This window comes from Bradyrhizobium huanghuaihaiense (assembly GCF_007830635.1).
GTDB classification, from domain to species: domain Bacteria; phylum Pseudomonadota; class Alphaproteobacteria; order Rhizobiales; family Xanthobacteraceae; genus Bradyrhizobium; species Bradyrhizobium huanghuaihaiense.
The window spans coordinates 1-23,759 of record NZ_VLLA01000034.1 but is presented as its reverse complement, the minus strand read 5'-3'; the positions used below and the strand labels follow the sequence as shown (position 1 = coordinate 23,759).

Sequence of the window (23,759 nt, the reverse complement as noted above, 5' to 3'; positions counted from 1 at the left end):
CGGCCCGCAGCTAGCGGGCTGGCTTGCGCTCGATCGGGTCGATGTCGATCGCCCGCAGACGGCCGAGCCGCAGCACGTCCATGGCAAGCCGCCGGCCGATCCGGTCGCGGTCGAGCACGCGGATCAGATCGTCGACGCCGTTGATCTCGACGCCATCGAGCCTGATCACGACGTCGCCGGGCAACAGGCCCGCCTTCGCCGCGGGGCCGTCCGGCTCGATCTGCATCAACAGCGCGCCCATCTTGTTCTCGACGCCGGCCACGACCGCGTGCCGCCGCGGGACCGGCGCGGTCTGCCCGGCGACGCCGATATAGGCGCGGCGGACATAGCCGTGGCGGATGATCTCCGACAGCACGAATTGCGCGGTGTTGCTGGCGACCGCAAAGCAGATGCCCTGCGCGCCGTTGATGATGGCCGTGTTGATGCCGATCACCTCGGCTTTCGAGGAGACCAGCGGCCCGCCGGAATTGCCGGGATTGAGCGCGGCATCGGTCTGGATCACGTCCTCGATGGTGCGCCCGCTCACTGAACGGATCGAGCGCCCGAGCGCCGAAACCACGCCGGCGGTCACGGTCGACTCGAAGCCGAGCGGGTTGCCGATCGCGATCACGAGCTGGCCACGCCGCAAGGTCTTGGAATTGCCGAGCGCGGCATAGGGCAGATCGCGCACGCCATTGGCGCGCAGCAGCGCAAGATCGGTGTCGGGATCGACGCCGAGCACCCGGGCATCGCCGACATGGCCCTCGACATCCCGCAGCCGGATCTCCTTCGACGTGCCGACCACGTGGCTGTTGGTGAGGACAAGCCCGTCAGGCGAGATCACGATGCCTGAGCCCAGCCCGCCGCGCTCGCGGCCGTTCGGCACTTTTGGTCCGGTCTCGACGCGCACGACGGCAGGGCCGACGCGGTCGGTGACGTCGATCACGGCATTGGAATAGGCGTCCAGCAGCGCCCGGTCGTCAGCCGGGGCAGCCGCCGCCGTTCGCGATGACGGGGCGTCACCGGCGATATCTGATGTGAAATCCAGCATGGTAGGAGTCCTTGAGGCTCACACAGATGGTGGCCTGTTCCCTCCAGCGCAAGGGACCGTCTGGGGCGCAGGGCTGGGCTGCCCAGTGGACTGCCCAACTGGCTAGGGCGCGCGCCGCAGCGTGCCCGCCCGCGCCTTGACCGGGTCGAGCAGCGACCAGTCGCCGTCCGGAAGCACATGGCCCTTCGGGAATGGCGCCCGCAGCTCCAGCCCGAGCGAACGCAGCACGCGGTCGTCGCGGTAGTAGCATTGCAGGACAACGCGAACGAGCGTTGCGGCCGCCGCACCACCGTGCTTGCGAAACACCAGCGCCACGGCATCGCGCCTGTCGGCATCGAGCTCCGTGAGCAGTCCTCCTGCCAGGTCTGCGAGGTGGTCCAGCGCCGCCACCACCAATTTGGTGTCGCGGCCGAGGGTCGCAAGAATATCGGCCTGGATCGCAGGATCATCGGCGCCGGGGACTTTGTATTCGTCGCTGGCGGGCACGATCATCGCCGCGACAGTGCGGAGGTTGTTGCATTGGGCGCGCGTAAGCGAATTGTCTGCGGACATGGCGGCCTCAGTCGAACAAATTGGCGAGGCGCTGCTTCATCTGGTCGGCGATGTAGAGCGCGAGGGCCTGGATGGTGGAGGTCGGGTTCACCCCGCCCGAGGTGACGAAGATGCTGCCGTCGACGATGAAGAGGTTCTTCACGTCGTGCGCGCGGCCCCATTCGTTGACGACGGAGCGCTCGGGGTCGGTGCCCATCCGCGCCGTGCCGAGCAGATGCCAGCCGCCCCACGGGATCGGCGAGTTGACGCAGATGTCGCTCGCTCCCGCCGTCTCGAGAAACTCCCGGCCGCGCGCCAGCGCATGCTCCATCATCTTCCGGCTGTTCTCGCTGATGGTGTAGTCGATCTTCGGCGCGGGAATGCCGTGGCTGTCCTTCAGAACCGGATCGAGCGTGACGCGATTGTGCTCCTCCGGCAGGTCCTCGCAGATCGCGGAGAAGCCTAGGCGATGGCCGTTGAGCTTGCGGAAGACGCGATGATGATCCTCGCCCCAGGGCAGAATGCCCTTCTGCTCGCTGACGACGGCCTCGAACACGGGCCCTGCTCCGCGCACGAACTGGACGCCGTAGCCGCGCACGAAACCGCGCGACAGGTCGGTGTCGTACCATTCCTTGCTCCAAAGGCAGGTCGGCGGCGCACGGTTGCTATCGGTCGGCTCCTTCACATAGCCGTAGATCTGCGCATAGGGGTGGAACATCAAATTCTTGCCGACGAGGCCGGACGAATTGGCAAGGCCGTTCGGGAAGCGGCCGGACGCCGAGTTCAGCAGCAGCCGCGGCGTGCCGACGCCGTTGCAGGCGATGATGACGACATGCGCGGGCTGAAACTGCTCGACACCGTCCTTGTCGTAATAGACCACGCCCGAGGCCATGCCGTTCTCGTCGGTGGTGATCTCGCGCACGCGGCAATGGGTGCGCAGCTCGACGCCGGCGCGGATCGCATGCGGCCAATAGGTGATGTCGGTGGAGGATTTTGCGCCTTGCGCGCAGGCCGGCGTGCAATGGCCGAGATTGATGCAGCGCGCCCGGCCCTCATAGTCCATGGTCGCGACCGTCGTGTCCGACGGCCACCAGTGCCAGCCGCGCTCGTTCATGGCCTTGCCGATGATGGCGCCGGACAAGCCCATCGGCTGCTGCGGCATCGGCGGGTGCGTTAGCGGCGACAGCGGATCCCCCGACAGGCCCGACGTGCCCATCATGCGGTCGTTCTCTTCGAAGAACGGGGTCAGTGCATCGTAATCGATCGGCCAGTCGTCGGCGACGCCGTCGAGCGTCTTCACCTTGAAATCGGAAGGGTGCAGCCGCGGCCAGTGCGCGGTGTACATCACCGTCGAGCCGCCGACAGCATTGTAGTTGACGACCTTGATCGGCGAATCGTCGTCATTGATCGGATAGTCCTCGGGCCGGCCGCGGACGTTGGGGCTCGACGACCACTCCCCGTAGAACTTGGCCTCCCAGTCCCGGCCCGTGCTGGGATATTCCGCCGGGTTCATCCAGCCGCCCTGCTCCAGGCAGACGATGTGCATCTTGGTTTCGGCCAGCGACCACGCCACCGCCGCGCCCGATGCGCCGGCGCCGATGATCAGGACGTCCACGGGGTCTTTCATCGCAACCTTTTCCTCCCCCTCGCCGCTTACCGGGCGATTCGGCCTTTCGCGCTCCGCGAGGCCGGCAAACGATAGGGTCAGAGCTGCGGCCGAGTAAAGCCGTCGGCCCGGAATGTCGCACTTCGCAGGGCGCAGACCATTGGTATCGCCACGTCCGGATGCTAGGAACAGGGCGCACGAGCCATCGATAGCGAGACCGCATGTCCTTTCGAAATTTCTTTGCCGCCGCCCGCGCTTTTGCGCTCGTTTTGTTTTTTGTCTTGTCCGGAGTTCTGGCGTCTTCCGAGCCGGCCTCCGCCCTGACCGCTGCCGCGACGGCCCGCGACGGCAATTCCATCCAACTCGGCGACGTCACTTACCGGCTCGACGGCGTCGACGCGCCCGAACTGGACCAGGTCTGCATCGACGATCACGCCGATCCCTGGACCTGCGGCATCGAGGCCCGCGACCAGCTGGCGAAGCTGATCAACAAGCGCTCCGTGCGTTGCGACGATGTCGGGCCGGAAAAGAGTTTTGGCAAACGCCACCGCGCCATCTGCACGGCCGAGGGCGACAAGGCGACCTTGAACGAGCAGCTGGTCAAGCTCGGCTATGCCATCGCTCGCGAGCCGATCAAGGCGAACGTCAAGCCGGCGGCGGCCGAGGCGAAGACCGCCTCGGCCGGGATCTGGAAGGGCTGCTTTGTTGCGCCGCAAGAATTCCGCAGCGGCAAGAAGGACGGTGCGCTGCTGGGCGCCGCCTGCCGCTCCGACCGCGACAAGGAGATCCGCGCCGTGCTGTTCCCGGACGAGCCGACGATGCCGCCGAGCTGCAGCATCAAGGGCAAGCTCGCGGTGCGCGCCCGCGTCACCGGCAATATCGGCATCTATCATTTGCGGGGCTGCCCGAGCTATCCCGCAACCACCAAGCCGGACCGCTGGTTCTGCTCCGAGGACGACGCCCAGGCCGCCGGCTTCCGCAAGGCCTATAATTGCCGCCGGCCAAAGTGAAAAATTCCTTCACGCACGCGTGAGTGGTAGTCCGAGACCGTATTGATCCGGAATTGAACTTCGGCGGGAGTTGCTGCACTTATCAAAGTGCGCACGCGCTTTGCGCGAGCGCTTCCTTGGCAGACGATCCTCATCGGATTGTCTTTGCTCGGGCGTTTCCTCCCTAGACTTGGGCCGCTTGTCACAACAAGCGGCTCTTCTTTTTGGGGGTCCCTACGTCCGCATCCGCATGATCTGGTCCATCGGCGGCATGTTCCCGTTCAGATGCGACATGATCCAGACGGTGCCACCGACCACGAGGAAGACGACCAGCAGCCCGAACGCCAGCGCCAGCACGTTGTTGGTGTTGTCAGGGCCCGTGGTGATGTGCAGGAAGAACACCAGATGCACGCCCATCTGCGCGATCGCCAGCACGATCAGCGCAACCGGGATCGAAGGCTGCCAGACCAGATCGGTGCCGGCGATGAAGAACGACGTCGCCGTGAGCAAAAGCGCCAGAACAAGACCGACGACGTAGCCCAGAATCCGCTCACCGACACTGTGCTGCTCTTCCTCGCCCGGCGCGAGATCGTGCCCGGTCGGAATATGCGTCTGATCGCTCATGGGGCACCCCCAAGCAGGTAGACGACGGAAAACACCCCGACCCAGATGATGTCGAGTGCGTGCCAGAACAGCGCAAAGCACATCATCCGCCGCAACACGTCGGCGCGAAAGCCTTTCGCGAAGACCTGAGCCATCATGGTGAGCAGCCAGAGCACGCCGGCGGAGACGTGCAGGCCGTGGCAGCCGACCAGCGAGAAGAACGACGTCAGGAAGGCGCTGCGCGAGGGGCCATAGCCGCGCGCGACGAGATCGGCGAATTCGCGGAACTCGATGACGAGGAAGATCACGCCGAGCACGCAGGTCACGGCCATGCCGAAATAGAACCAGAACCGGTTGCGCACGTCGGCGGCAATGCTGGCCATGCCGCAGGTAAAACTCGACAGCAGCAGGCACACCGTCTCGATCGCGACGTTCCGCTGCTCGAAGATCTCTGCTCCGCTGGGGCCGCCGGCAGTCTGGCCGGACAGCACCGCATAGGCCGCGAAGAAGCAGGAGAACATCACGATGTCGGAGAGCAGGAAGACCCAGAAACCGTAGGCAGTGACGATCCGCTTCGATGCGGGCCCGGGATGCTCGATGACGACCCCGATGTGATGGGGATCGGCGTGCGCATGGCCGACGGCTGCTGTCATCGACATCAGACCGCTCCCGCCATGCTGACGAGGCTGCGCCGCTCCTCGAGATTGATCCGATCGATGCGGGCGACCTCTTCGGCCGGAATGACGTATTCGTCATGGTCGCGCCAGGCGAACACGACAAATGTCGCGAACGCGCCGAGGCCGCCCAGGATCACCATCCACCAGATATGCCAGATCAGCGCAAAGCCCATGATCGAGGCAAAGAACGCGCAGATGAATCCGGTCGGCGAGTTCCGGGGCATCTCGATGTCCTGATATTCGGGCACGTCATGCTCGAACGATTGCTGCTGTGCGCGGGTCTTCATATCCCAATAGGCATCCTCACCGCGAACATCGGGATGGAAGGCAAAATTGAACACCGGCGGCGGCGAGGACGTCGCCCATTCCAGCGAGCGGCCGTCCCAGGGATCGCCGGTGCGGTCGCGTAGCGCCTCGCGATTGCGGATGCTGACCACGAGCTGCATGATCTGGCAGATCACCCCGATCGACAGCACGGCCATTCCGATTGCCGCGACGATCATCCAGGGCCGCCAGGCCGCGACGTCGTAATGCTGCAGGCGCCTGGTCATGCCGAGCATGCCGGCGATGTAGAGCGGCATGAAGGTGACGTAGAAGCCTGTGAAGGTGAACCAGAATGCGGCCTTGCCCCAGCGCTCGTCGAGGCGGAAGCCGAACGCCTTCGGAAACCAGTATTCGAAGCCGGCAAAGGCCCCGAACAGCACGCCGCCGATGATGACGTTGTGGAAGTGGGCGACCAGGAACATGCTGTTGTGGAGCATGAAGTCCGCCGGCGGCACCGCGACCAGCACGCCCGTCAATCCGCCGATGATGAAGGTGACCATGAAGCCGACCGACCACAGCATCGGAGTCGCGAAGCGGATGCGGCCGCCATACATCGTGAACAGCCAGTTGTAGATCTTCACGCCGGTCGGTATCGCGATGATCATGCTGGCGATGCCGAAGATGGCATTCACATCCGGCCCTGCGCCCATGGTGAAGAAATGGTGCAGCCAGACCATGAAGGAGACGACGCAGATCGCCATGGTCGCGAGCACCATCGAGCGATAGCCGAACAGCGCCTTGCCCGAGAAGGTCGACACCACCTCGGAGAAGATGCCGAAGGCCGGCAGCACGAGGATGTAGACCTCCGGATGTCCCCAGGCCCAGATCAGGTTCATGAACATCATGACGTTGCCGCCGGCTTCGTTGGTGAAGAAGTGAAAGCCGAGGTAGCGGTCGAGCAGCAGCATCGCGAGCGTCGCGGTGAGGATCGGGAACGCTGAGACAATCAAGAGGTTCGAGGCCAGTGTGGTCCAGCAGAACATCGGCATGCGCAGATAGTTCATGCCCCTGGTGCGCAGCTTCAGCACCGTCGTGACGAGGTTGATGCCGGCGACCAGTGTGCCGACGCCGGAGATCTGCAATGACCAGGCGTAATAGTCGACGCCGACGCCGGGTGAATAGGACAGTCCGGAGAGTGGCGGAAACGCGAGCCAGCCGGTGCGTGCGAACTCGCCGACCACCAGCGAGATATTGACCAGCAGCGCACCGGTCGCGGTCAGCCAGAAGCCGACCGAATTGAGCGTCGGAAACGCGACGTCGCGGACGCCGAGCTGGAGCGGCACGACGAGGTTCATCAACCCGATCACGAACGGCATCGCCACGAAGAAGATCATGATGGTGCCGTGCGCCGAGAAGATCTGGTTGTAGTGCTCCGGCGGCAGATAGCCCTGCGACTGGTAGGCGACCGCCTGCTGGATTCGCATCATGATGGCGTCGCTGCCGCCGCGCAGCAGCATCACCGAGGCGAGCAGGATGTACATGACGCCGATGCGCTTGTGATCGACGCTGGTGATCCATTCATCCCAGAGATAAGGCAGATGTCCCTTCACCACGACCCAGATCAGCACGGCGAGGATCGCAACCAGCACCACCGCGCCCGCGACGAGCGGAATGGGCTGATCGAACGGAATGGCCGACCAGTCGAGCTTACCGAGCATCGTGGCCTCCACTGTGCGACCGGCCGGCAGCCGATATCAGCTCGGGGCCAGGCCCCGGCGGAATGTGCTGGGTTGCGATCAGGTCGAACAGACGCGGGTCTTCCAGGCGGTAGGTCGGCCGGCCCCGCTCGATGCCCTGCTGCATCAATGCCTTGTAGCTGGCCTCGTTCAGCACGGCATCGCTCTTCGCCGTGGTCGCGACCCAGTCGGGAAACGCCAGCGGCGAGATCACGTTGACGTCGAACATCATGTCGGGAAAGCCGTCGCCGGAGAAATGCGCCGACAGGCCTTGCAACTTGCCCTCGTTGTCCGCGCGCAGGTTCAGCCGCGTCACCATGCCGTTCATGGTGTAGATCATGCTGCCGAGCTGCGGGATGAAGAACGTGTTCATCACGCTCGACGACGTCAGCTGGAAATTCAGCTCGGCGCCGGCCGGCACCGTCAGCGTGTTGACGGTGGCGATGCGCTGGTCCGGATAGATGAACAGCCATTTCCAGTCGAGCGAGACGGCCTGGATGCGCACCGGACTGCCGGTCCCCGGGACGGGCGCGGCGGGATCGAGCTGGTGCGAGCCGATCCAGGCGACACCGCCGAGCAGGATGACGGTCAGCGCAGGTATCGACCACACCACCATTTCGACGCGGCCGGAATAGACGAAGTCCGGCTGGAAGCGCGCTTTTGTATTGGATGCGCGAAACCAGAACGCAAAGGCCAGGATCGCGACGATGGTCGGCACCACGATCACGAGCATGATGAAGACGGAATCGACCAGGATGGTGCTGTTGGCCGCAGCCACGGGCCCTTGTGGGTCGAGCAGATTCATCGGCAAGCCACTGGCGATTGGGAAGCCCCGGGAGAGAGCCTAGCGCGGAAAAGGCTCCGCAACAAACGCCGCGACTTCGGAACGGTTCCTGAACCGCAAGGGGAGCCATGCCCGTTGAGCCGGCCGCAGCATGCAATTCCATGTGATGTCAATGACATGAACGCAGGAGCGGCGCCCTTCTCGCCGGTCTGGTCGATTGCTAATCTGCACGAAAATAATGAGATGTACCGATCCAGGGAGTGAGCTGAAATGCGCTTGAAGGACAAGGTTGCCATCGTCGTCGGCGCCGGCCAGAGCCCGGGCGAAGGCATGGGCAATGGCCGCGCCACCGCGCTGACCTTCGCGCGCGAAGGCGCCAAGGTGCTGTGCGTCGATCACCACCTGGAGTCGGCGCAGGAAACGGTTGCGATGGTCACCGCAAAAGGCGGTACCGCCGCGGCCTTCAAGGCCGACGTGACCAAGTCAGCCGACATCAAGGCAATGGTCGCGGACGCGCAAATGCGCTGGGGCCGGATTGACGTGCTGCACAACAATGTCGGCGTCAGCCTGTCCGGCGGCGATGCCGAGCTGCTTCAACTCACCGAGGAGGCCTTCGACCGCGTCGTCGCCATCAACCTGAAGAGCTGCATCCTCGCAGCGAAAGAGGTGATCCCGATCATGCGCGCGCAAAAGAGCGGCGCCATCATCAACATCTCCTCGATGGCGGCGATCACGACGTATCCTTATGTCGCCTACAAGGCAACCAAATCGGCGATGATCGCCTTCACCGAACAGCTCGCCTACCAGAACGCCGAATACGGCATCCGCGCCAACGTCATCCTGCCCGGCCTGATGAACACGCCGATGGCGGTCGATACCCGCGCCCGCGAATGGCACAAGACCCGCGCCGAGGTCGAAGCCGAGCGCGACAGCAAGGTGCCGCTGCGCAAGAAGATGGGAACGGGTTGGGACGTCGCGAACGCCGCGCTGTTTCTGGCGTCGGACGAGGCGGGCTTCATCACGGGCGTGACGCTGCCGGTGGATGGCGGCGCCAGCGTGAGGCGGGGGTAGAAGCGAGCATGCTGCTCTTACCCTCCCCTGGAGGGGGAGGGTCGGTGCGCATGTAGCGAAGCGGAATGCGCAGCGGGGTGGGGTGAAGGTCCCTCCCCGTCCAACAGTTTCCGTGTGGAGAGATCACCCCACCCCGCTCGCGCTGCGCGCGATCGACCCTCCCCCTCCAGGGGAGGGTAAGATCAGTGCGTCACCCGCCAGATCGTGCCGTTGCCATCCTCCGACACCAGCAGCGACCCATCCTTCGCCACCGCCACGCCCACCGGCCTGCCCCACACTTCCGTGTCGCTCAGCACAAACCCCGTGACGAAATCCTCGTACTCGCCGGTCGGCTTGCCGTCCTTCATCCGGATGCGGATCACCTTGTAGCCGGTGCGCTTGGAGCGGTTCCAGGAGCCGTGCTCGGCGGCGAAAGCGTCGCCCTGGTACTCCGATGGAAATTGCGTGCCCTGGTAGAACGTCATGCCGAGCGAGGCCGAGTGCGGCTGAATCAGCACGTCGGGGACCGTCACCTTGTCCTTGATATCAGGCCGCGCGCCGGCATGGCGCGGGTCTTCGTTGCCGCCGATATAGAACCACGGCCAGCCGTAGAACGCGCCTTCCTTCACACTCGTCACATAGTCGGGCACGAGATCGTCGCCGAGGCCGTCGCGCTCGTTGGTCGAGCACCAGGGCAGACCGGTCTGCGGCTGGACCGCGAGCCCGACGCAGTTGCGGATGCCGGTGGCGTAGATCTTCCGCTCCTTGCCATCGGGATTGAAGGCCAGCACGGTGGCGCGCTCCGTCTCGCTCGCCCAGGCCGCGCCGAGCGGCTGCGCTTTCGACCAGGCACCCATTCCGCCCGGCGGCGTTCCCATGCCCTCGGCGACATTGCTGAGCGAACCCACCGACACCAGCATGCGCTTGTCGTCCGGTGTGAAGACGATATCGCGCGTGGAATGGCCGCCGTCATGCGGCAGGCTCACCACGATCGTCTGCGCCTTGCCACGCGCCTTGAGATCGCCGGCCTGATAGGGAAAGCGGACGACGCTGTCGGTGTTGGCGACATAGACCCATTGCGGGTTGTCGCCATTTGGAAAGAAGGCGATGCCGAACGGCTGCTTCAAGCCGCTCGCAAACACCTCGTTGGTCGCGACCTTGCCGCCCTCCCCAGTGCGTAGCACGCGAATGGTGCCGGCCCGCGTTTCCGCGACGAAGACATCGCCGTTCGGCGCGACCCTGATGATGCGCGGCGCGCGCAAGCCTTCGGCGAACAGCTCGATCTTGAAGCCGGCCGGCACCAGGAGCGATGCCTGCGAAGGCCGCGGCACCACGCGCGAGAAGCTGGCAACCGACGGCGTCGCATTGGGCCTGGCGAGGTCCTGCGGCCGGATTAGCCTGACCGCGCCGGGCTTGTCGGCCCGCCAATCGCCATAGGCGTCCTTGCCCTGCAGCACCGGGTCGGCCTGCACGCCAGACGCAACAACGACCAGCAACCTCGCGGACATCGCCACGGACGAAATCCTGTTCTTCACGTCGCCATCCTCCCGGCCTGCACGTCGCCAACGTCAACGTTGGTCGACCCGCAAACGTTCTGCGGCAGGTCAAACGCCTGCCGAATCCCACATCAGCTCATGCCCGCACGATGTGCATCAGCCGCAGCCCATCATACTGGAAAATGCGGCTGATCGGTGCGACACATTGCAGGGGCGGCGGCCGCCGGTTGCGGTCATCAAAGCTGCGGCGTCAATGTCGCACCTGATGGGGTGATCATGTGGGGATCCATCATATCGGAATGGGCGAGCCTGCTGCTTCGCTGGCTGCACGTGGTGGCGGCGATCGCCTGGATCGGCAGCTCCTTCTACTTCATCGCCCTCGATCTCAGCCTGAAGCCGAGGTCTGACCTGCCGGACGGCGTGCAGGGCGAGGCCTGGCAGGTCCATGGCGGCGGCTTCTACCGGATCATGAAATATCTGGTGGCGCCCACCCAGATGCCCGACGAGCTGACCTGGTTCAAATGGGAAGCCTACACCACCTGGCTATCCGGCTTCGCGCTGATGGTCGTGGTGTATTATCTCGAGGCCGATTTGTTCCTGGTCGACAAGTCGATCCTCGATCTCACGCCGTTCCAGGCCGGCCTGTTCAGCTTCTGCAGCCTGGCGCTGGCGTGGCTGCTCTACGAGGCCGCCTGCCGCCGCGGACTGGCACAGCGCGAGCTGCCCTTCGCCATCGGCGGCTATCTGTTCCTGGTCGCACTCACCTATGCCTTCACCCATGTGCTGAGCGGCCGCGGCGCCTTCAACCAGATCGGAGCGATCATCGGCACCATCATGGTCGCCAACGTCTTCACGCTGATCATCCCGAACCAGAAGAAGATCGTGGCGGCGCTGGTCGCGGGACAGGCGCCCGATCCGAAGCTCGGCAAGGCCAGCAAGGAGCGCTCGGTCCACAACAACTATCTGACGCTGCCCGTGGTCGTGCTGATGATCAGCAACCACTATCCCCTGCTCTACGCGACAAAATTCAACTGGATCATCGTCGCGATCATTCTGGCGCTCGGGCCGGTGATCCGTCATTTCTTCAACGAGGGTCATGCCGGGCGCAAATCGCCATGGTGGGTGTGGGGCGTAGCCGCGATCGGCGTGATCGCGATCCTTTTCCTGTCCGCCGCCGGCCCGCGCGAGGTGAAGACGGGCGCGCTGTCGACGCCGGTCACGGTCGCCAATGTCGAGGAGATCGTGATGTCCCGCTGTAGCATGTGCCACGCGGCCGAACCGGTCTGGGCCGGCATCGTCACCGCGCCAAAAGGCATTTTGCTCGATGCGCCCGAGCACATCCAGCGCAACATTCGCTTGATCGGCCGCGTCGCCGCCTGGTCCAATGCAATGCCGCCGGGCAACATCACCGAGATGACCAGCGAGGAGCGCGCCATCCTCGCAGCCTATATCGAGCAGGCCCGCTAAGGCCGTCATGCGTCGATAACGCATTTCGCGGAATGAAATTCCGCATCTCCCACAGAATTGAAAATGACTCGATCGCCTATCCGGCGTAGACAGGACCAAGCGGCCGCTGGTGCGGTCAAATTCAGTTTGCATTCGGGGATAAGAACAGTGGCCCTCAAAAACGTCATCGGTATCGACCACGCCGTGGTCATGGTGAAGGATCTCGACAAGGCCGCCGAGAACTATCGCCAGCTCGGCTTCACCATCTCCCCGCGCGGCACCCACAGTGCGCATATGGGCACCGGCAACTACACCATCATGTTCGACCCCGACTATATGGAGCTGCTCGGCGTGCTGGTGGCGACCGAGCACAATGCGCCGGCCCGCGCCTTCGTCGAGCGGCATGGCGAGGGCATCGAGCGCATCGCCTTCACTGCGGTCGACAGCGCCGCCGGCGCGGAGGAGATTCGCGCGCGCGGCCTGACGCCGATCGGCCCTACTGATTTCGAACGCCCTGTCACGCTGCCTGATGGTACGATCTCGGCGGCGAAATTCCGCACCTTCATGTGGCCGACCGCGGAGGCGCCGGGCGGCGTGCGCATCTTCGCCTGCCAGCACAAGACCCGCGAGACCGTGTGGATCCCCGAGCTGATGAAGCACGCCAATGCGGCCAGGCGGATCAAGCAGACGCTGATCGCAACGCCGGAGCCAGCGAAGGACGCCGCCCATCTCGGCCGGCTGATCGACCGCGAGCCGAAGGCGGAGGCCGACGGCGCCGTGACCGTGCCCTCCGGCGGCGAGCGCGCCGATTTCGTCTATCTGACGCTGGACCAGCTCGGAAAGCGCTATCCCGGCGTCCCGCTCGCGGGCCTCTCCGAGCGCGGCGGGGCGGCCCTGGTGCTGGTCAGCGGCGATCTCGCAGCGACCGAGAAGGCGCTGGGGTCGGCTGCCGTGCGCAGCGGGACCGCGATCTGCGTGCCGCCGGCCAAAGCCAACGGCACCCTGCTCGCCTTCATTGCCGGCTGATTTGAACTATTTCTTTAACGTGTGTTTACCCGGCGGCTCTAGGATTCCAGGCCATCCAAGTCGCCGGGACCAGACGCATGTTCAAAGAGGGATCGCCGATCGCCTACGACGCGCCGGCCGAGCTGAAGAAGTGGCCATCGCTGAAGGGCGAGAGGCAGAAGGATCGGGGCCCGCCCTATCTCGTCTACAATGGCACGCTCGCCGACTGCGTCCGCGAGCTCATGGACAAGCCGATCAAGGGCATCTCGCTCTATGACATCATGACGAAGCCGCAGGCCGCCTTCGACCAGACCGTGCTGTCGCCCGGCGATGCCGCCGAGATCGCGATGCGCAAGGATTTCCCCAAGGCGTAAGCGCTCTGCGCACACTAGCGTGACAGCGCCGCGGTTCCCGTAGATCCGCGGGCCGACGGCGCATGTTCAGCCGTGGGAACACCGTACTAACACCGTGCGCCCTTCGGAATCGCAGCTTCGCCGCAATTACGGTTAATGAAGTCCTCGTCTCCGGCGCAGGCGCCGGTCGTTCCCCCACAGTTCGAGGACTCTTACCGAGATGCGATTTCTCGTCGCGGCTTGTGCTGCGTTCCTGATTCTGATGTGCGACGTCGGCTCATCGCCCTCCCGGCAGGCATCAAGCATCGACAGCGCCACTCCGAAAGCCGACCGCGCGCCCGCGCTGGTTCCCCTGGTTGATCTCTTCCTCGCGAGCGTGCAGGCCATTGAGCTCGCGAATGCGCGCGCGGCTTACGAGGAGACGATCGAGCCGCCACGCACCATCGAAACCGTCGTGCAGGCCGCGGCTTCGCCGACCGAGCAATTCTGTCACGCGCTGAAGGAAGCGGCTGAGGCCAGCGGCATTCCCGTGCCGTTCTTCGCGCGTCTGCTCTGGCAGGAGAGCCGCTTTCGTTCCAACGAGGTCAGCTCGGCCGGTGCGCAGGGCGTCGCGCAGTTCATGCCGGAGACGGCCGCCGAAGTCGGCCTCGACGATCCCTTCGATGCCATGAAGGCCTTGCCGGCATCGGCAAAGTTTCTGCGCAAGCTCCGCGACGATTTCGGCAATCTCGGTCTCGCCGCGGCTGCCTACAACGCTGGGCCTGGTCGCATCCAGAAATGGCTCGCCAGGGAGAGCGAGCTGCCGCGCGAGACGCGTGACTATGTCCGCATCATCACCGGCACCAGGGCTGAGGACTGGACCGAACGCTCGGAGGCCCTCGCAATCAGGATTGACCTGCCGCGCGAGGCGCCATGCGAAGGCATCGGCAGCCTCTCCAAGACGAAGGACGTTGCCTGGGTTCCGGTGAACCTGACGCCGTCCGTCGTCACCACCTTGCGCAGGGCCGAGCACCTGGCGGCGCGCCTCTCGGCAAACCGTGCGCGCAAGCGGTTTGCGTCCTTGCTGCGGAAGAGCGCCTCAGTCCACGGCAAGGCGCGCAGCATGATTGCGGCGCGCGCGGCCGGAAAGAGCGCCAAGGCCCGAGCCATCCGTGTAGCATCGCGCGAGCGTTCCTCGAGCTGATGCGAGCCGGAAGCCGCTCGGACGAGCGGCTTCCAACGGCATCGGGGCTAGTCGATCTCCTCGATCACGCGACGTTCGCGAGGCTCGATGACGTAGGTCCGCGTATCGCGATGGATGTAGCGATATTCCCGCAGGTCTGGCGCGTCGCGATAGACCGTGCTCGGGAATTCCTCGACCTCGACAGTCTCGGGGACGCGGTCGCCGACATGGATCTCGGTGCGTACGGTGCTGCCAGTGGTCCGCGCCTCGCTGCGCCCCTCGGTGCGGGTCTTCGCATGCTTGCGGATCACCTCGCGATCGCGATCCGAGAACTTGCTGGCGCTGCTCGCGCGTGGTCGTCGTCGCCGTCGACTGTCCGGAATACGGAAGGACCGTCACGATCTTGTAGCTCGCGGGATCGACCACCACGATCTGATCCTTCACCAGCGCGAAGCTGTAGCCGCGATATTGCGGCACGATCTCGACGACATCAGGCGGCAGCGTCGAGAGGTGCACATCGCGAGGCACCACCGTGCCGACGTTCAGTGAGAAATTGACATTCGTCAGCGGCCGCACGTTCAGGTGCGAGATCGAAGCGCTGATCTTGGTTTCCTGCTGGCGGTTGAGATTGACGTCGGCGGCAGCCTGTGAATTGGTTCCCGTCCGATCACCCTGCGCCTGATTGCTGGCCGGCGCATTCGGCGTTTGCTGAGCCTGGTTGGTCCCGGTCCCGCTCGGTGCCTGCTGTGCCTGGTTGCTGTTGGACGGCGGCGGATTGGAGCGATCCTGCGCCTGGTTCGTTGCCGGTGGATTGGCGCTCTCCTGGGTCGCGGGCTGGTTTCCGGTCGTACTCGAGTTTGCGGCCCCGCTTTGCGGCCGCGAGGACGTGTCGGTGCTGTTGGCAGCGTTCGAGGTGCCGGAGCCGGTGTTGGCAGGCGGTGTGGCGCTCTGTGCGTTCTGCGCCGATGTCGGTGATTGCTGCGGCTGCGATGTGGACTGCTGCGGGCCAGCAGCGCCTGACGGCGCGGCGTTGGACGGCGCGGCGGAATTCGGTTGGGATTGCGGCGTCTGCTCGGGCTTCGTGTTCGTACTTGGCGATTGCGCAAAGGCTGCGCTTGCCAGCACCAGACCTAATGAGTTGTTGCTAACAGTCGGATCATGCTTCTCTCCCTTTGTCTGGTTTGACTTCGGCTACTAACCGGCGCTGGGAAGCTCGGTTCCAGTTTTTCCCGACCCAAGGCTGCAGGGAACTTGCGATGCCATCGAAGAGCGCCGGGATCATCGCCTACCGCAAGCGCCACAACGTCGAGGTTCTGCTCGTGCATCCCGGAGGGCCGTTCTGGCGCAACAAGGACCTCGGCGCATGGTCGATCCCGAAGGGCGAGTACGCGGACGGAGAAGACGCAGAGATCACCGCCCGGCGTGAGTTTGCCGAGGAGCTGGGACTCGAGGTGACGAATCCGCTGATCGCGCTTGGTCAGATCAGGCAGCGCGGCGGCAAGATCGTCACCGCGTTCGCGGTCGGGCTCGATATCGACGTCGGCAGCATTCGCAGCAACACGTTCGAGATCGAATGGCCGCCGCGCAGCGGCAAGCGGCAGCACTTTCCGGAAGTCGACCGCGCCGAATGGTTCACGGTCGAAGATGCGCAGCAAAAGATCAACGCAGGACAACGCCCATTGCTCGAACGCCTTGCGCGGCTGGTCGGCGACGGATAGGCCGCGCGCCGCTCACACCGGCTTGTCGTCGTCCGTCACCGTCGAGGTCATCTCGTGATGCTGTACGTCAATTTATACTGTGATAGCCTACGTCCCGAGGAAACACCGGGCGCCGTGCCGACGGTCGCGCCGGCTGCGTGCTAGTGTAGCAGCAACGCCGTCACGACGATTCACGAGAAGAGGGCTTGTCCTTGAAATCGCGCACCAAGCCCACGACCGAGAAGCCTGCAAGCCCGCGCAAGGCGGCGATTGCCAAACTGGTCCCTGCTCCGCGCGCCGAGGGCGATGTCGAGTCCGACGACAAGCAGCGCGGCGGCGGCGTGCAGTCGCTCGGCCGCGCCTTCTCGATCCTCGAAGAGGTCGCGCGGCATCGCGAGGGCATTGGCCTCGCAGAACTCAGCAAGCTGGTCGGCCTGCACAACTCCACCACCTTCCATCTGGCAAAGACGCTGGTCTCGCTCGGCTATCTGCGCCAGGAGAAAGACAACAAGCGCTACCGCATCGGGCGCCCCTTGTTCGCGCTCGCCGCATCCGCGCTCGACGAGATCGAGATGGTCAATGTCGCAACGCCGGTGCTGGAGGAGCTGTCGCGCCAGACCAGCGAAAGCAGCCATTTTGCCGTGCGGATGGGCGATGCCGTCGTCGTCATCGCGCGCACCAGCGGCCCCGGCGCGTTCCAGCTGACCGACCGCGTCGGCGTGGTGCGCCCGGCACACTGCACCGCGCTCGGCAAGATCATCCTGGCCTCGCTCCGTCCCGAACAACTGAAGCGATTCCTCGATCATGCCGAGCTGAAACCGTCGACGCCAAAGTCCATCACCGATGCCGCCGTGCTGATGCGCGAGATCGCCGAGGTGCAGCGCACCGGCGTAGCCTTCGACGACGGCGAGTTCAACCCTGAAGTGCGCTGCGTCGCCGTGCCGGTCACCGATTTCACCGGACAGGTGATCGGCGCACTCGGCATTTCCGGCCCGATCTGGCGCCTCTCCAACCAGGCGCTGCACGACGGCGCGCAGATCGTGCAAGCCGCCGCCGACCGCCTCTCGGTCGAGTTCGGCGCCAAGGATCGTGCGCAGAAGGCGTTCGCCAAAAAAGTCTGAACCCTGCGCAGGCGGCGATTTTGCCGGTCGACACTGGCAATGGCGTTCATCCTCCAGCAAGCAGATTTTGTGGCTGTGATCGTTGCCGCGAAGGAGGTGGCTCCTTCTCCCGCTTGCGGGACGCGACGAGCTTCGCTCGCGCCGAGAGGATTGGGGAGAGGGTGTCTCCACAACGGGGCAATCCCCCCAGGAGGAAAGAACCCTTACCCGGCGCGTGGGACGATGCTTCGCATCGCCCGGGACGCGCCGACCTCTCCCGCAAGCGGGAGAGGCCCGCAGCGCTACCGGCGCCCTACTCCGCCTTGATGTTCGCGGCAGCGACGACCTCGGCAAGCTCCTTCGTCTCCTTTGCGATCTTGGCGGCGTAGTCGGCAGGGCTCAGCACGCTGACGACGCCCTGCGAGCCGAGCTTCTCTTCGACCGCCGGATCCTTGGCAGCCGTGACGATCTCCTGGTGCAGCGTCTGCAGGATCGGCGCAGGGGTCGCCTTCGGCATGAAGAAGCCGACCCAGAACGAGATGTCGAAGCCGGGATAGCCGGCTTCCGCGACGGTCGGCACGTCGGGCAACGCCGGCAGCCGCTCGGCCGAGGACACCGCGAGCGCGCGCAGCTTGCCGGCCTTCACCAGTGGCACGGCGGAGAGCGGATCGAACACCGCCAAGACCTCCTGCGCGAGGATGCCGACCTCGGACGCCGCGCCGCCGCGATAGGGCACGTGGATCAGCTTGATGCCGGCCTTCTGGGCGAGCAGCTCCATGGCGAGATGGGCGAGGTTGCCGTTGCCGCCCGAGCCATAGGCGAGCGCGCCGGGGGCCGCTTTCGCCGCCGCAACGAGATCGGCGACGGTCTTGATGTCGGCGGTCTTGGGATTCTCCGGATTGACCACCAGCACCAGCGGCGCCGACACGACGGTGGTGAGCGGCGCGAAGTCCTTTTCCGGATCGTAGCGGATGTCTTTGAACAGCGTCTTGTTCAGCGTGATGGTCGAGGAGTTGCAGGCAAGCATGGTGTAGCCGTCCGCGTCGGCGCGCGCGACGCCTTCGGCCGCGATCATGCCGTTGGCGCCGGCACGGTTCTCGACCACGAAGGGCTGTCCAAGCTTGTTGGCGAGACGATCGCCGACGATGCGCGCGACCACGTCGACCGGGCCGCCGGCGCTGAAGCCGACCATGATCTTCACCGGCCGCGACGGATATTTCTGCGCGAGGGCCTCGGTCGTCAGCGCCGCGGCGCAGAGTCCGGCGATGAGCGCCAGCAGGCGGGCCGTTCGTTGCATTCGTTCTCTCCCCAACCTCGCGCGCCGCTTGTGCATGTTTGTTGGTGCGGCGCGTGCGAGGACCATGATGAGCGGCCAAACCGGATTTCGCAATCGCGTTTGCATCCGCCCGATGCCAGGCAATTCCGCCGCGCGGCACGTGAGAAGCGGTCTCAACAAAAAAAGTGCGAAAACAACCCCATGCACAGTAGCCGGCCCCAGTCGCATCAAGGACTTGCGAGGCAAACCCGCGCTTTCTGATTTTGCTAAATCGATTTGACCCGTCGGGCAAAACAGTGGCAGAATGGCATCATCGCGATAACCGCAAGCCTCCATCCGGCCCCGACATGGGCGCCTGGCCGCGGCTCCGCGTAAACCCCTCATCCACGTCTGAAAATCGCAACCGCCGCGCAAAGCGCGATGGGCTCCGCTCACGGCGGGCCCGCGCGCCTGCGCCGGCAAGGGACACATCGACATGACGACAGCTCCGGAACGCAACGGCACGACATCCATCGCGGCGAACGGCTACGGCAGACCTGCAAGCCCGCGGATCAGGCTGCATCGGCGGCGCATTGCGATCGACCACCCCGATCAGCAGGCCGGCGAGCGCCTGCTCGCCGATGCCCTCGGCGCGGTCGACCGCGACGCGCTGCACGGCATCCTGAAGCAGCTCATGAAGGCGAGCGCGATCGGGCAGAAGCCGGACGAGGCCAATCTCGCCTTCATGGTCTCGATGATGAAGAGCATCGCGCCCAGGGATTCCATCGAGGCGATGCTCGCGGCGCAGATGGTGGCAGTCCATGCCATGGCGATGCGCTCCGCCTGCCGCCTGGCCTTCATCGACGACCTTGCGCAACAGGAAAGCGCCACGCGCGCCCTGACCCGGCTGGCCCGCACCTTCGCGGCGCAGACCGAGGCCCTCAGCCGCCATCGCAACAGCGGGGAGCGCGCGATCACCGTGCAGAACCTGTCGGTCCAGGACGGCGGCAAGGCGATCGTCGGCAACCTCACCCAGCATGCGAACATGATCGTCGCGGAAGCCGGCTCGAGCGACGGAAGGCAGGGTGCAGTCGCATGACCGGCGGCCACACGCGCAACACCATCCCGATGCGGGCCAGCCGGCGCTGCGGCGCCAGGACGCGCGATGGCGCCGCGTGCCGCTCGCCGGCCGCGCACGGCAAGGCGCGATGCCGCATGCACGGCGGCACACCGGGATGCGGCGCGCCGCTCGGAAACCGCAATGCGCGCAAGCATGGACTGTTCACTGGGGAAGCGATCGATGAGCGAAGTCAGATCGATTCTTTGCTGGATGATGCGCTGAAGCTGCTGCGGAACTTGACGTGACCGCGTCCGGCCGGCGTGGATCACGGGCGGGCGTAACGGGATTCGAAATGCCCGTTGCACACGGAACTTATCGCACTGGCACCGCTTTGAATGAGCAACGGAAGCTTGCCCGATGAATGCCGAAACGGAACTCAAATTCCGCCTTGCGCCGCGAAAGCTGTCATCCGTCTTGCGCGCCGCCGCTTCGAACGGACGACGCGGCGACCGGTCGGAGCAGGATCTGGTGTCGACCTATTACGACACGAGCAAGCAGAAGCTCAAGCGACATGGTCTCACGCTCCGCGTCCGCAAGATTGGCGATCGCTACGTCCAGACCGTGAAGGCGGGCGGCTCCGGAACCGTGACGCGCGGCGAATGGGAGCATGAGGTCGCGGGCGCAAGGCCCGACTTCAGGAAGATCAAGAACACGCCTCTTGCGGACCTCGCATCCAAAAAACTTCCGCGCCGGCTGCGGCCGGTGTTTCGGACCGAGGTCCATCGCACCACCGAGGCGAGGCGGGTGCGAAAGAGCCAGATCGAGCTCGCCGTCGACCGTGGCCGCATCGGCGCCGGGCGGCGCTCGCGGCCGGTTGCCGAGTTCGAGCTGGAATTGAAATCCGGGCAGGTCGCCGATCTGTTCCGGCTGGCGCGCAATCTCGAACGCAGGACGGGCGCCGAGCTCGATCTGCGCTCGAAAGCCGAGCGAGGCTTTCAACTCGTGACGGGAAACGGCGCGGGCGCGCAGCGCGCCGAGCCGATCGAGCTCAAATGCGAGCTCTCGCCGCGCAATGCCTTCGGCGTGATCGCGCATTCGACGCTTCGCCAGATTGCGGCGAATGCCGACCCGGTGCGGGACATGGATTCGGAAGGTGTCCACCAGATGCGCGTCGGCCTGCGGCGCTTGCGGGCCGCGATCTCGCTGTTCTCCGACATCCTGCCGCGCGCCAGCACGGAGCGGATCAAGACCGAGCTCAAATGGCTCACGGGCGAGCTGGCGCCGGCGCGCGAGGTCGACGTCTTCCTCACGGAAAGCATTCTGCCGATCGCCGGCCAAGGCGTCCCGAAACGCGGCGCTCGCGCGATCGCCAGGAAGTTTTCCGCGGAGCGGAGGGCCGCCTTTGCGCGCGCCCGCGAGGCGGTCGAATCGCCCCGCTACCGCCGCCTGCTGATCGACGTGATCGAGTGGATCGAGACCGGACCGTCCCGCGCCGACGACGACCGGTCGATTGCTGCTTACGCCGCCGCGTTACTGGACCGCCGGATCAGGACGGCGCGCAAGCAGGGCAAGCATCTGGACGATCTCGACCCGATGCAGCGTCACAAGCTGCGGATCAGGATCAAGAAGATCCGTTACGCCGTCGACTTCTTTGGGAGTCTCTACAGCGATCGCGACCAGCGGCAGCTCGCAAACCTCTCCGGCCAGCTGAAGGCGATTCAGTCCGCGCTGGGATCGCTCAACGACTTCATGACGCATCGCGAGCTGGCGACGGAGACGGCGTTGGCGGCGCCGCCGGCCAACCGGCGCGCCCAGGCCTTCGCGTCGGGGTTCATCGTCGGCCGGGAGCGCGAGGCGGCGCACGGCCTGATGAAGGACGCCGCCGGCGAGCTGCATCGATTGCACCGGCTGCGCGTCGCGCCGGGCAAGTGACGTGGGAGAACCGGGATGTCATGGGTCGGCAGTTGGCGAAATCAGTTCGGCTCCCTCCTTCGCATCATCAGCGAGACGGAGGAGCGCATCGAAGGCACGTTCGAGACGGCGCTCGAAGACAGCGGCTTCTATGGACAAACGGTGCAGGTCACCGGGTTTCATCGGGGCAATTGCATCGGCTTTGTCGCCGTGGGCTCGTCTGCGACAGGCGACCGCGTCGTTTCGTACACGGGATTGTTGCGTCACGGGAAAATGGAGACCGCCTGGTTCGTGGTCGCCGACCAGGCGCTGAGTGCCGCCAGCGAGGGTGATCCCGCCAAGCTCAAGCCGTTGAACTGGTGGCGCGCCGTGACAACCAACGTCGACACTTTCGAGCGGGCATAGCGTTCGGCTTCCCCTGGAGCTGCTGCGCGAGCTGACGTGACAGCGTCCGCCCGGCCTTCACTTAACTTACGTTATAGGGGTCACAAAAGAGCCTCATTTCAACCGAGTTCGCCGTCGTATTTTGGTCCAGGATTTTGTTCCTTCTCTGCGGCGGGGCAGGCTTCATGAACCTGGAGACCTGCGATGCGCCGTCATGTTGCGTTTGCGTTTGCTTTTACTTGTATTGTCGCGATTTCATCGGGCGCTGCCGATGCACGCCCCGCTCGATCCCTCCGCGCGGCGCCGCCGCCCGAGTGCAACGTCATCATGCCCTGCGACTTCGCCGGCTCGAACATGCGCACGACGGCATCGCGCCTTCGCGCGCCGCAAGCGGTGACGGGACGCGTTGCCGTCATGCGGGTTGCGACAACGGAAGGCGCAGGCCAGGTTGTCGGCGGCCGTCCATCCGGCTGCCCCCGCTCCTTCTGTGGTTGCGCGGCGTCGATCCGCGTGTTTGGCCACATCGTGCCGGGATTGAATCTGGCTGCGAACTGGCTGCGCTTTCCGCGGACCTCGCCGGCGCCCGGGATGGTCGCCGCGCGGCACGGACACGTCTTCGTTCTGGAGCAGCATGTCGGCGGAGACGTGTGGATGGCGTATGACGGCAATTCGGGAGGCCGTGCCACCCGCATTCACGCGCGATCGTTGCGCGGCTATGCGGTGGTGAATCCGCGGGTCGGGTGAGCGGGCGCCTAAAGCGCGACGAGATTGCGACGAATCGTCATCGCGCTCTAGGTTATTGTTTGAGCATGATCTTTTCGGAAAACCGCTTCACACTTTTCCGGATCATGCTCTAGACGCCCCGCGAGCTCACCTTGTCGCGCAGGCGATGACAGAGCTCGTCCAGCAGCGTCTGGAGCCTTTCGAAGTTGACCAGCAGCCGGTCGGCTTGCGCACGCTCGGTCGTGCCGGGCGCGAAAGCACTGCGCAGGCCCATCAGATGGTTCAGCCGCTGGCGGCCGCTCGCCGCCCGGCTTTCCGCAAATTCGAGATGCTCGAGGTCATGGCTGAGCGTGTCTTCTTCCGCGATCAGCAGCTTGAGGATCGTGTCCCGGTTATGAGGCGGCAGATCGTTCCCGTTCAGAAGACCGATATAGTGGTCGATGTTGGCGCGAGCGACATATCCTTGCATGACGCTTCTCCCGGTCGATCTCGGCATGCCAACACAAAGGGGTAACCGAGGCAAGCGGCTGTTGCGTGCCCCCGACCTAGGTGAAGCAGCCCGCCAAGGGCAGCTTTTGACCCGAATGTATGGTCCGGCCGTGCGTAGCAAGAGGTTCGTCGATCAGGTGGTGAGTGGTCTTGCATCAATGTATCCGGCCTTTGATTGGAGCATTCTCTCCGGGCCATCATGGATATCAGCGCGCGTGCGTTCTCATTAGCGGACAGGCCTCGATTGGGCCATTTGGGTCACCAGTGTTCGCATGCGCCGGGAAGACCGAACCTCCATCTCGTCTCATCCTCTCGCAGACCTTGGCTGGAACCTGTTGATGGGGTTACGTCATCGCTTGCTCCTCCTACCTCGCAGTTCCTGTGTTCGAGCCGGGGGCCGTTCCTTCG

General features: G+C 64.9%; 25 protein-coding genes and 1 pseudogene. 14 read left to right on the top strand and 12 right to left on the bottom strand.

Annotation, left to right across the window (positions count from 1 at the left end):
- Window positions 1-10 precede the first annotated feature (10 nt).
- The 3 genes from IQ16_RS38925 to IQ16_RS38915 all read right to left on the bottom strand — a co-directional run bounded on the left by IQ16_RS38925 (window position 11) and on the right by IQ16_RS38915 (window position 3,188).
- Window positions 11-1,030, bottom strand: a complete 1,020-nt coding sequence (locus IQ16_RS38925) for a S1C family serine protease (protein WP_018646148.1) — start codon at window positions 1,028-1,030, stop codon at window positions 11-13.
- 102 nt (window positions 1,031-1,132) lie between these two features.
- A complete protein-coding gene (locus IQ16_RS38920; RefSeq protein ID WP_018646147.1) occupies window positions 1,133-1,582 on the bottom strand; it encodes a hypothetical protein in 450 nt (149 codons plus the stop codon).
- A 7-nt stretch (window positions 1,583-1,589) separates the two neighbouring features.
- Complete coding sequence (locus tag IQ16_RS38915; protein WP_018646146.1) at window positions 1,590-3,188, bottom strand: GMC family oxidoreductase; 1,599 nt, start codon at window positions 3,186-3,188, stop codon at window positions 1,590-1,592.
- 200 nt (window positions 3,189-3,388) lie between these two features.
- Between IQ16_RS38915 and IQ16_RS38910 the strand changes: the two genes are divergently transcribed.
- Window positions 3,389-4,177, top strand: a complete 789-nt coding sequence (locus IQ16_RS38910; protein WP_018646145.1) for a thermonuclease family protein — start codon at window positions 3,389-3,391, stop codon at window positions 4,175-4,177.
- A gap of 213 nt (window positions 4,178-4,390) precedes the next feature.
- Here the strand turns inward: IQ16_RS38910 and cyoD are convergent, their stop codons facing one another.
- From cyoD to IQ16_RS38890, 4 genes are read right to left on the bottom strand one after another with little or no spacing between them, the layout of a single operon-like run.
- Window positions 4,391-4,780, bottom strand: coding sequence for a cytochrome o ubiquinol oxidase subunit IV (cyoD, locus tag IQ16_RS38905; RefSeq protein ID WP_018646144.1), 390 nt, complete (start codon window positions 4,778-4,780; stop codon window positions 4,391-4,393).
- Window positions 4,777-5,418: a cytochrome (ubi)quinol oxidase subunit III gene (locus IQ16_RS38900; protein ID WP_018646143.1), complete on the bottom strand. Its 642-nt coding sequence runs from the start codon at window positions 5,416-5,418 to the stop codon at window positions 4,777-4,779. The genes cyoD and IQ16_RS38900 overlap by 4 nt, the downstream gene beginning before the upstream one ends.
- The gene (gene cyoB / locus IQ16_RS38895; protein ID WP_026312478.1) at window positions 5,418-7,418 is read right to left on the bottom strand and encodes a cytochrome o ubiquinol oxidase subunit I; all 2,001 of its coding nucleotides are present in this window, start codon (window positions 7,416-7,418) and stop codon (window positions 5,418-5,420) included. The genes IQ16_RS38900 and cyoB overlap by 1 nt, the downstream gene beginning before the upstream one ends.
- Window positions 7,408-8,241: a cytochrome ubiquinol oxidase subunit II family protein gene (locus tag IQ16_RS38890; RefSeq protein ID WP_018646141.1), complete on the bottom strand. Its 834-nt coding sequence runs from the start codon at window positions 8,239-8,241 to the stop codon at window positions 7,408-7,410. The genes cyoB and IQ16_RS38890 overlap by 11 nt, the downstream gene beginning before the upstream one ends.
- Window positions 8,242-8,490: 249 nt before the next feature.
- Here IQ16_RS38890 and IQ16_RS38885 point away from each other — a divergent pair, with 249 nt between their 5' ends.
- On the top strand, window positions 8,491-9,291 hold the full coding sequence (locus IQ16_RS38885) for an SDR family NAD(P)-dependent oxidoreductase (protein WP_018646140.1): 801 nt from the start codon (window positions 8,491-8,493) through the stop codon (window positions 9,289-9,291).
- Window positions 9,292-9,473: 182 nt separating this feature from the next.
- On the opposite strand, the gene IQ16_RS38880 is transcribed toward IQ16_RS38885, so the two are convergent.
- Window positions 9,474-10,805 carry a PQQ-dependent sugar dehydrogenase gene (locus IQ16_RS38880; RefSeq protein WP_018646139.1) on the bottom strand — a complete coding sequence of 444 codons (1,332 nt, stop codon included), beginning with the start codon at window positions 10,803-10,805 and terminating at the stop codon, window positions 9,474-9,476.
- 237 nt (window positions 10,806-11,042) lie between these two features.
- Between IQ16_RS38880 and IQ16_RS38875 the strand changes: the two genes are divergently transcribed.
- From IQ16_RS38875 to IQ16_RS38860, 4 genes are all read left to right on the top strand, one after another.
- Window positions 11,043-12,233, top strand: coding sequence for a urate hydroxylase PuuD (locus IQ16_RS38875; RefSeq protein ID WP_018646138.1), 1,191 nt, complete (start codon window positions 11,043-11,045; stop codon window positions 12,231-12,233).
- 147 nt (window positions 12,234-12,380) lie between these two features.
- On the top strand, window positions 12,381-13,238 hold the full coding sequence (locus IQ16_RS38870) for a VOC family protein (RefSeq protein WP_018646137.1): 858 nt from the start codon (window positions 12,381-12,383) through the stop codon (window positions 13,236-13,238).
- 77 nt (window positions 13,239-13,315) lie between these two features.
- Complete coding sequence (locus tag IQ16_RS38865; protein ID WP_018646136.1) at window positions 13,316-13,591, top strand: hypothetical protein; 276 nt, start codon at window positions 13,316-13,318, stop codon at window positions 13,589-13,591.
- Window positions 13,592-13,790: 199 nt separating this feature from the next.
- Window positions 13,791-14,753: a lytic transglycosylase domain-containing protein gene (locus IQ16_RS38860; protein WP_018646135.1), complete on the top strand. Its 963-nt coding sequence runs from the start codon at window positions 13,791-13,793 to the stop codon at window positions 14,751-14,753.
- A gap of 47 nt (window positions 14,754-14,800) precedes the next feature.
- On the opposite strand, the gene IQ16_RS46975 is transcribed toward IQ16_RS38860, so the two are convergent.
- Both IQ16_RS46975 and IQ16_RS46970 read right to left on the bottom strand, forming a co-directional pair.
- Window positions 14,801-15,043: a DUF1236 domain-containing protein gene (locus IQ16_RS46975; protein WP_244636021.1), complete on the bottom strand. Its 243-nt coding sequence runs from the start codon at window positions 15,041-15,043 to the stop codon at window positions 14,801-14,803.
- A gap of 136 nt (window positions 15,044-15,179) precedes the next feature.
- Window positions 15,180-15,263: pseudogene (locus tag IQ16_RS46970) on the bottom strand (DUF1236 domain-containing protein); the annotation flags it as partial.
- 223 nt (window positions 15,264-15,486) lie between these two features.
- Between IQ16_RS46970 and IQ16_RS46965 the strand changes: the two are divergent.
- The 3 genes from IQ16_RS46965 to IQ16_RS38845 all read left to right on the top strand — a co-directional run bounded on the left by IQ16_RS46965 (window position 15,487) and on the right by IQ16_RS38845 (window position 17,550).
- Complete coding sequence (locus IQ16_RS46965; protein WP_244636020.1) at window positions 15,487-15,930, top strand: hypothetical protein; 444 nt, start codon at window positions 15,487-15,489, stop codon at window positions 15,928-15,930.
- A 58-nt stretch (window positions 15,931-15,988) separates the two neighbouring features.
- On the top strand, window positions 15,989-16,450 hold the full coding sequence (locus tag IQ16_RS38850) for an NUDIX hydrolase (RefSeq protein ID WP_018646133.1): 462 nt from the start codon (window positions 15,989-15,991) through the stop codon (window positions 16,448-16,450).
- 185 nt (window positions 16,451-16,635) lie between these two features.
- Window positions 16,636-17,550, top strand: a complete 915-nt coding sequence (locus IQ16_RS38845) for an IclR family transcriptional regulator (protein WP_035667438.1) — start codon at window positions 16,636-16,638, stop codon at window positions 17,548-17,550.
- 292 nt (window positions 17,551-17,842) lie between these two features.
- Here IQ16_RS38845 and IQ16_RS38840 read toward each other — a convergent pair whose 3' ends face one another.
- Window positions 17,843-18,826 (bottom strand): Bug family tripartite tricarboxylate transporter substrate binding protein, encoded by a 984-nt coding sequence (locus IQ16_RS38840; protein WP_018646131.1) that lies wholly within the window; start codon window positions 18,824-18,826, stop codon window positions 17,843-17,845.
- 454 nt (window positions 18,827-19,280) lie between these two features.
- Between IQ16_RS38840 and IQ16_RS38835 the strand changes: the two genes are divergently transcribed.
- The 5 genes from IQ16_RS38835 to IQ16_RS38815 all read left to right on the top strand — a co-directional run bounded on the left by IQ16_RS38835 (window position 19,281) and on the right by IQ16_RS38815 (window position 22,883).
- Window positions 19,281-19,883: a hypothetical protein gene (locus IQ16_RS38835; RefSeq protein ID WP_018646130.1), complete on the top strand. Its 603-nt coding sequence runs from the start codon at window positions 19,281-19,283 to the stop codon at window positions 19,881-19,883.
- A complete protein-coding gene (locus IQ16_RS38830; protein WP_018646129.1) occupies window positions 19,880-20,149 on the top strand; it encodes an HGGxSTG domain-containing protein in 270 nt (89 codons plus the stop codon). The genes IQ16_RS38835 and IQ16_RS38830 overlap by 4 nt, the downstream gene beginning before the upstream one ends.
- Before the next feature lie 112 nt (window positions 20,150-20,261).
- Entirely contained in the window at window positions 20,262-21,776 is a 1,515-nt protein-coding gene (locus IQ16_RS38825) for a CYTH and CHAD domain-containing protein (RefSeq protein WP_018646128.1), read from the top strand.
- 15 nt (window positions 21,777-21,791) lie between these two features.
- Window positions 21,792-22,160 (top strand): avidin/streptavidin family protein, encoded by a 369-nt coding sequence (locus IQ16_RS38820; RefSeq protein ID WP_018646127.1) that lies wholly within the window; start codon window positions 21,792-21,794, stop codon window positions 22,158-22,160.
- A 306-nt stretch (window positions 22,161-22,466) separates the two neighbouring features.
- A complete protein-coding gene (locus IQ16_RS38815) occupies window positions 22,467-22,883 on the top strand; it encodes a hypothetical protein (protein ID WP_321175563.1) in 417 nt (138 codons plus the stop codon).
- Window positions 22,884-22,992: 109 nt separating this feature from the next.
- Here the strand turns inward: IQ16_RS38815 and IQ16_RS38810 are convergent, their stop codons facing one another.
- Window positions 22,993-23,331 (bottom strand): hypothetical protein, encoded by a 339-nt coding sequence (locus IQ16_RS38810; protein ID WP_018646125.1) that lies wholly within the window; start codon window positions 23,329-23,331, stop codon window positions 22,993-22,995.
- Between the last annotated feature and the right edge of the window lie 428 nt (window positions 23,332-23,759).

Bases quoted from the DNA above. Each gene is read 5' to 3' on its own strand.
- IQ16_RS38925 (WP_018646148.1), bottom strand. From the start codon at position 1,030: ATGCTGGATTTCACATCAGATATCGCCGGTGACGCCCCGTCATCGCGA.
- IQ16_RS38920 (WP_018646147.1), bottom strand. From the start codon at position 1,582: ATGTCCGCAGACAATTCGCTTACGCGCGCCCAATGCAACAACCTCCGC.
- IQ16_RS38915 (WP_018646146.1), bottom strand. From the start codon at position 3,188: ATGAAAGACCCCGTGGACGTCCTGATCATCGGCGCCGGCGCATCGGGC.
- IQ16_RS38910 (WP_018646145.1), top strand. From the start codon at position 3,389: ATGTCCTTTCGAAATTTCTTTGCCGCCGCCCGCGCTTTTGCGCTCGTT.
- cyoD (WP_018646144.1), bottom strand. From the start codon at position 4,780: ATGAGCGATCAGACGCATATTCCGACCGGGCACGATCTCGCGCCGGGC.
- IQ16_RS38900 (WP_018646143.1), bottom strand. From the start codon at position 5,418: ATGTCGATGACAGCAGCCGTCGGCCATGCGCACGCCGATCCCCATCAC.
- cyoB (WP_026312478.1), bottom strand. From the start codon at position 7,418: ATGCTCGGTAAGCTCGACTGGTCGGCCATTCCGTTCGATCAGCCCATT.
- IQ16_RS38890 (WP_018646141.1), bottom strand. From the start codon at position 8,241: ATGAATCTGCTCGACCCACAAGGGCCCGTGGCTGCGGCCAACAGCACC.
- IQ16_RS38885 (WP_018646140.1), top strand. From the start codon at position 8,491: ATGCGCTTGAAGGACAAGGTTGCCATCGTCGTCGGCGCCGGCCAGAGC.
- IQ16_RS38875 (WP_018646138.1), top strand. From the start codon at position 11,043: ATGTGGGGATCCATCATATCGGAATGGGCGAGCCTGCTGCTTCGCTGG.
- IQ16_RS38865 (WP_018646136.1), top strand. From the start codon at position 13,316: ATGTTCAAAGAGGGATCGCCGATCGCCTACGACGCGCCGGCCGAGCTG.
- IQ16_RS38860 (WP_018646135.1), top strand. From the start codon at position 13,791: ATGCGATTTCTCGTCGCGGCTTGTGCTGCGTTCCTGATTCTGATGTGC.
- IQ16_RS38850 (WP_018646133.1), top strand. From the start codon at position 15,989: ATGCCATCGAAGAGCGCCGGGATCATCGCCTACCGCAAGCGCCACAAC.
- IQ16_RS38840 (WP_018646131.1), bottom strand. From the start codon at position 18,826: ATGCAACGAACGGCCCGCCTGCTGGCGCTCATCGCCGGACTCTGCGCC.
- IQ16_RS38835 (WP_018646130.1), top strand. From the start codon at position 19,281: ATGACGACAGCTCCGGAACGCAACGGCACGACATCCATCGCGGCGAAC.
- IQ16_RS38830 (WP_018646129.1), top strand. From the start codon at position 19,880: ATGACCGGCGGCCACACGCGCAACACCATCCCGATGCGGGCCAGCCGG.
- IQ16_RS38825 (WP_018646128.1), top strand. From the start codon at position 20,262: ATGAATGCCGAAACGGAACTCAAATTCCGCCTTGCGCCGCGAAAGCTG.
- IQ16_RS38820 (WP_018646127.1), top strand. From the start codon at position 21,792: ATGTCATGGGTCGGCAGTTGGCGAAATCAGTTCGGCTCCCTCCTTCGC.
- IQ16_RS38815 (WP_321175563.1), top strand. From the start codon at position 22,467: ATGCCCTGCGACTTCGCCGGCTCGAACATGCGCACGACGGCATCGCGC.
- IQ16_RS38810 (WP_018646125.1), bottom strand. From the start codon at position 23,331: ATGCAAGGATATGTCGCTCGCGCCAACATCGACCACTATATCGGTCTT.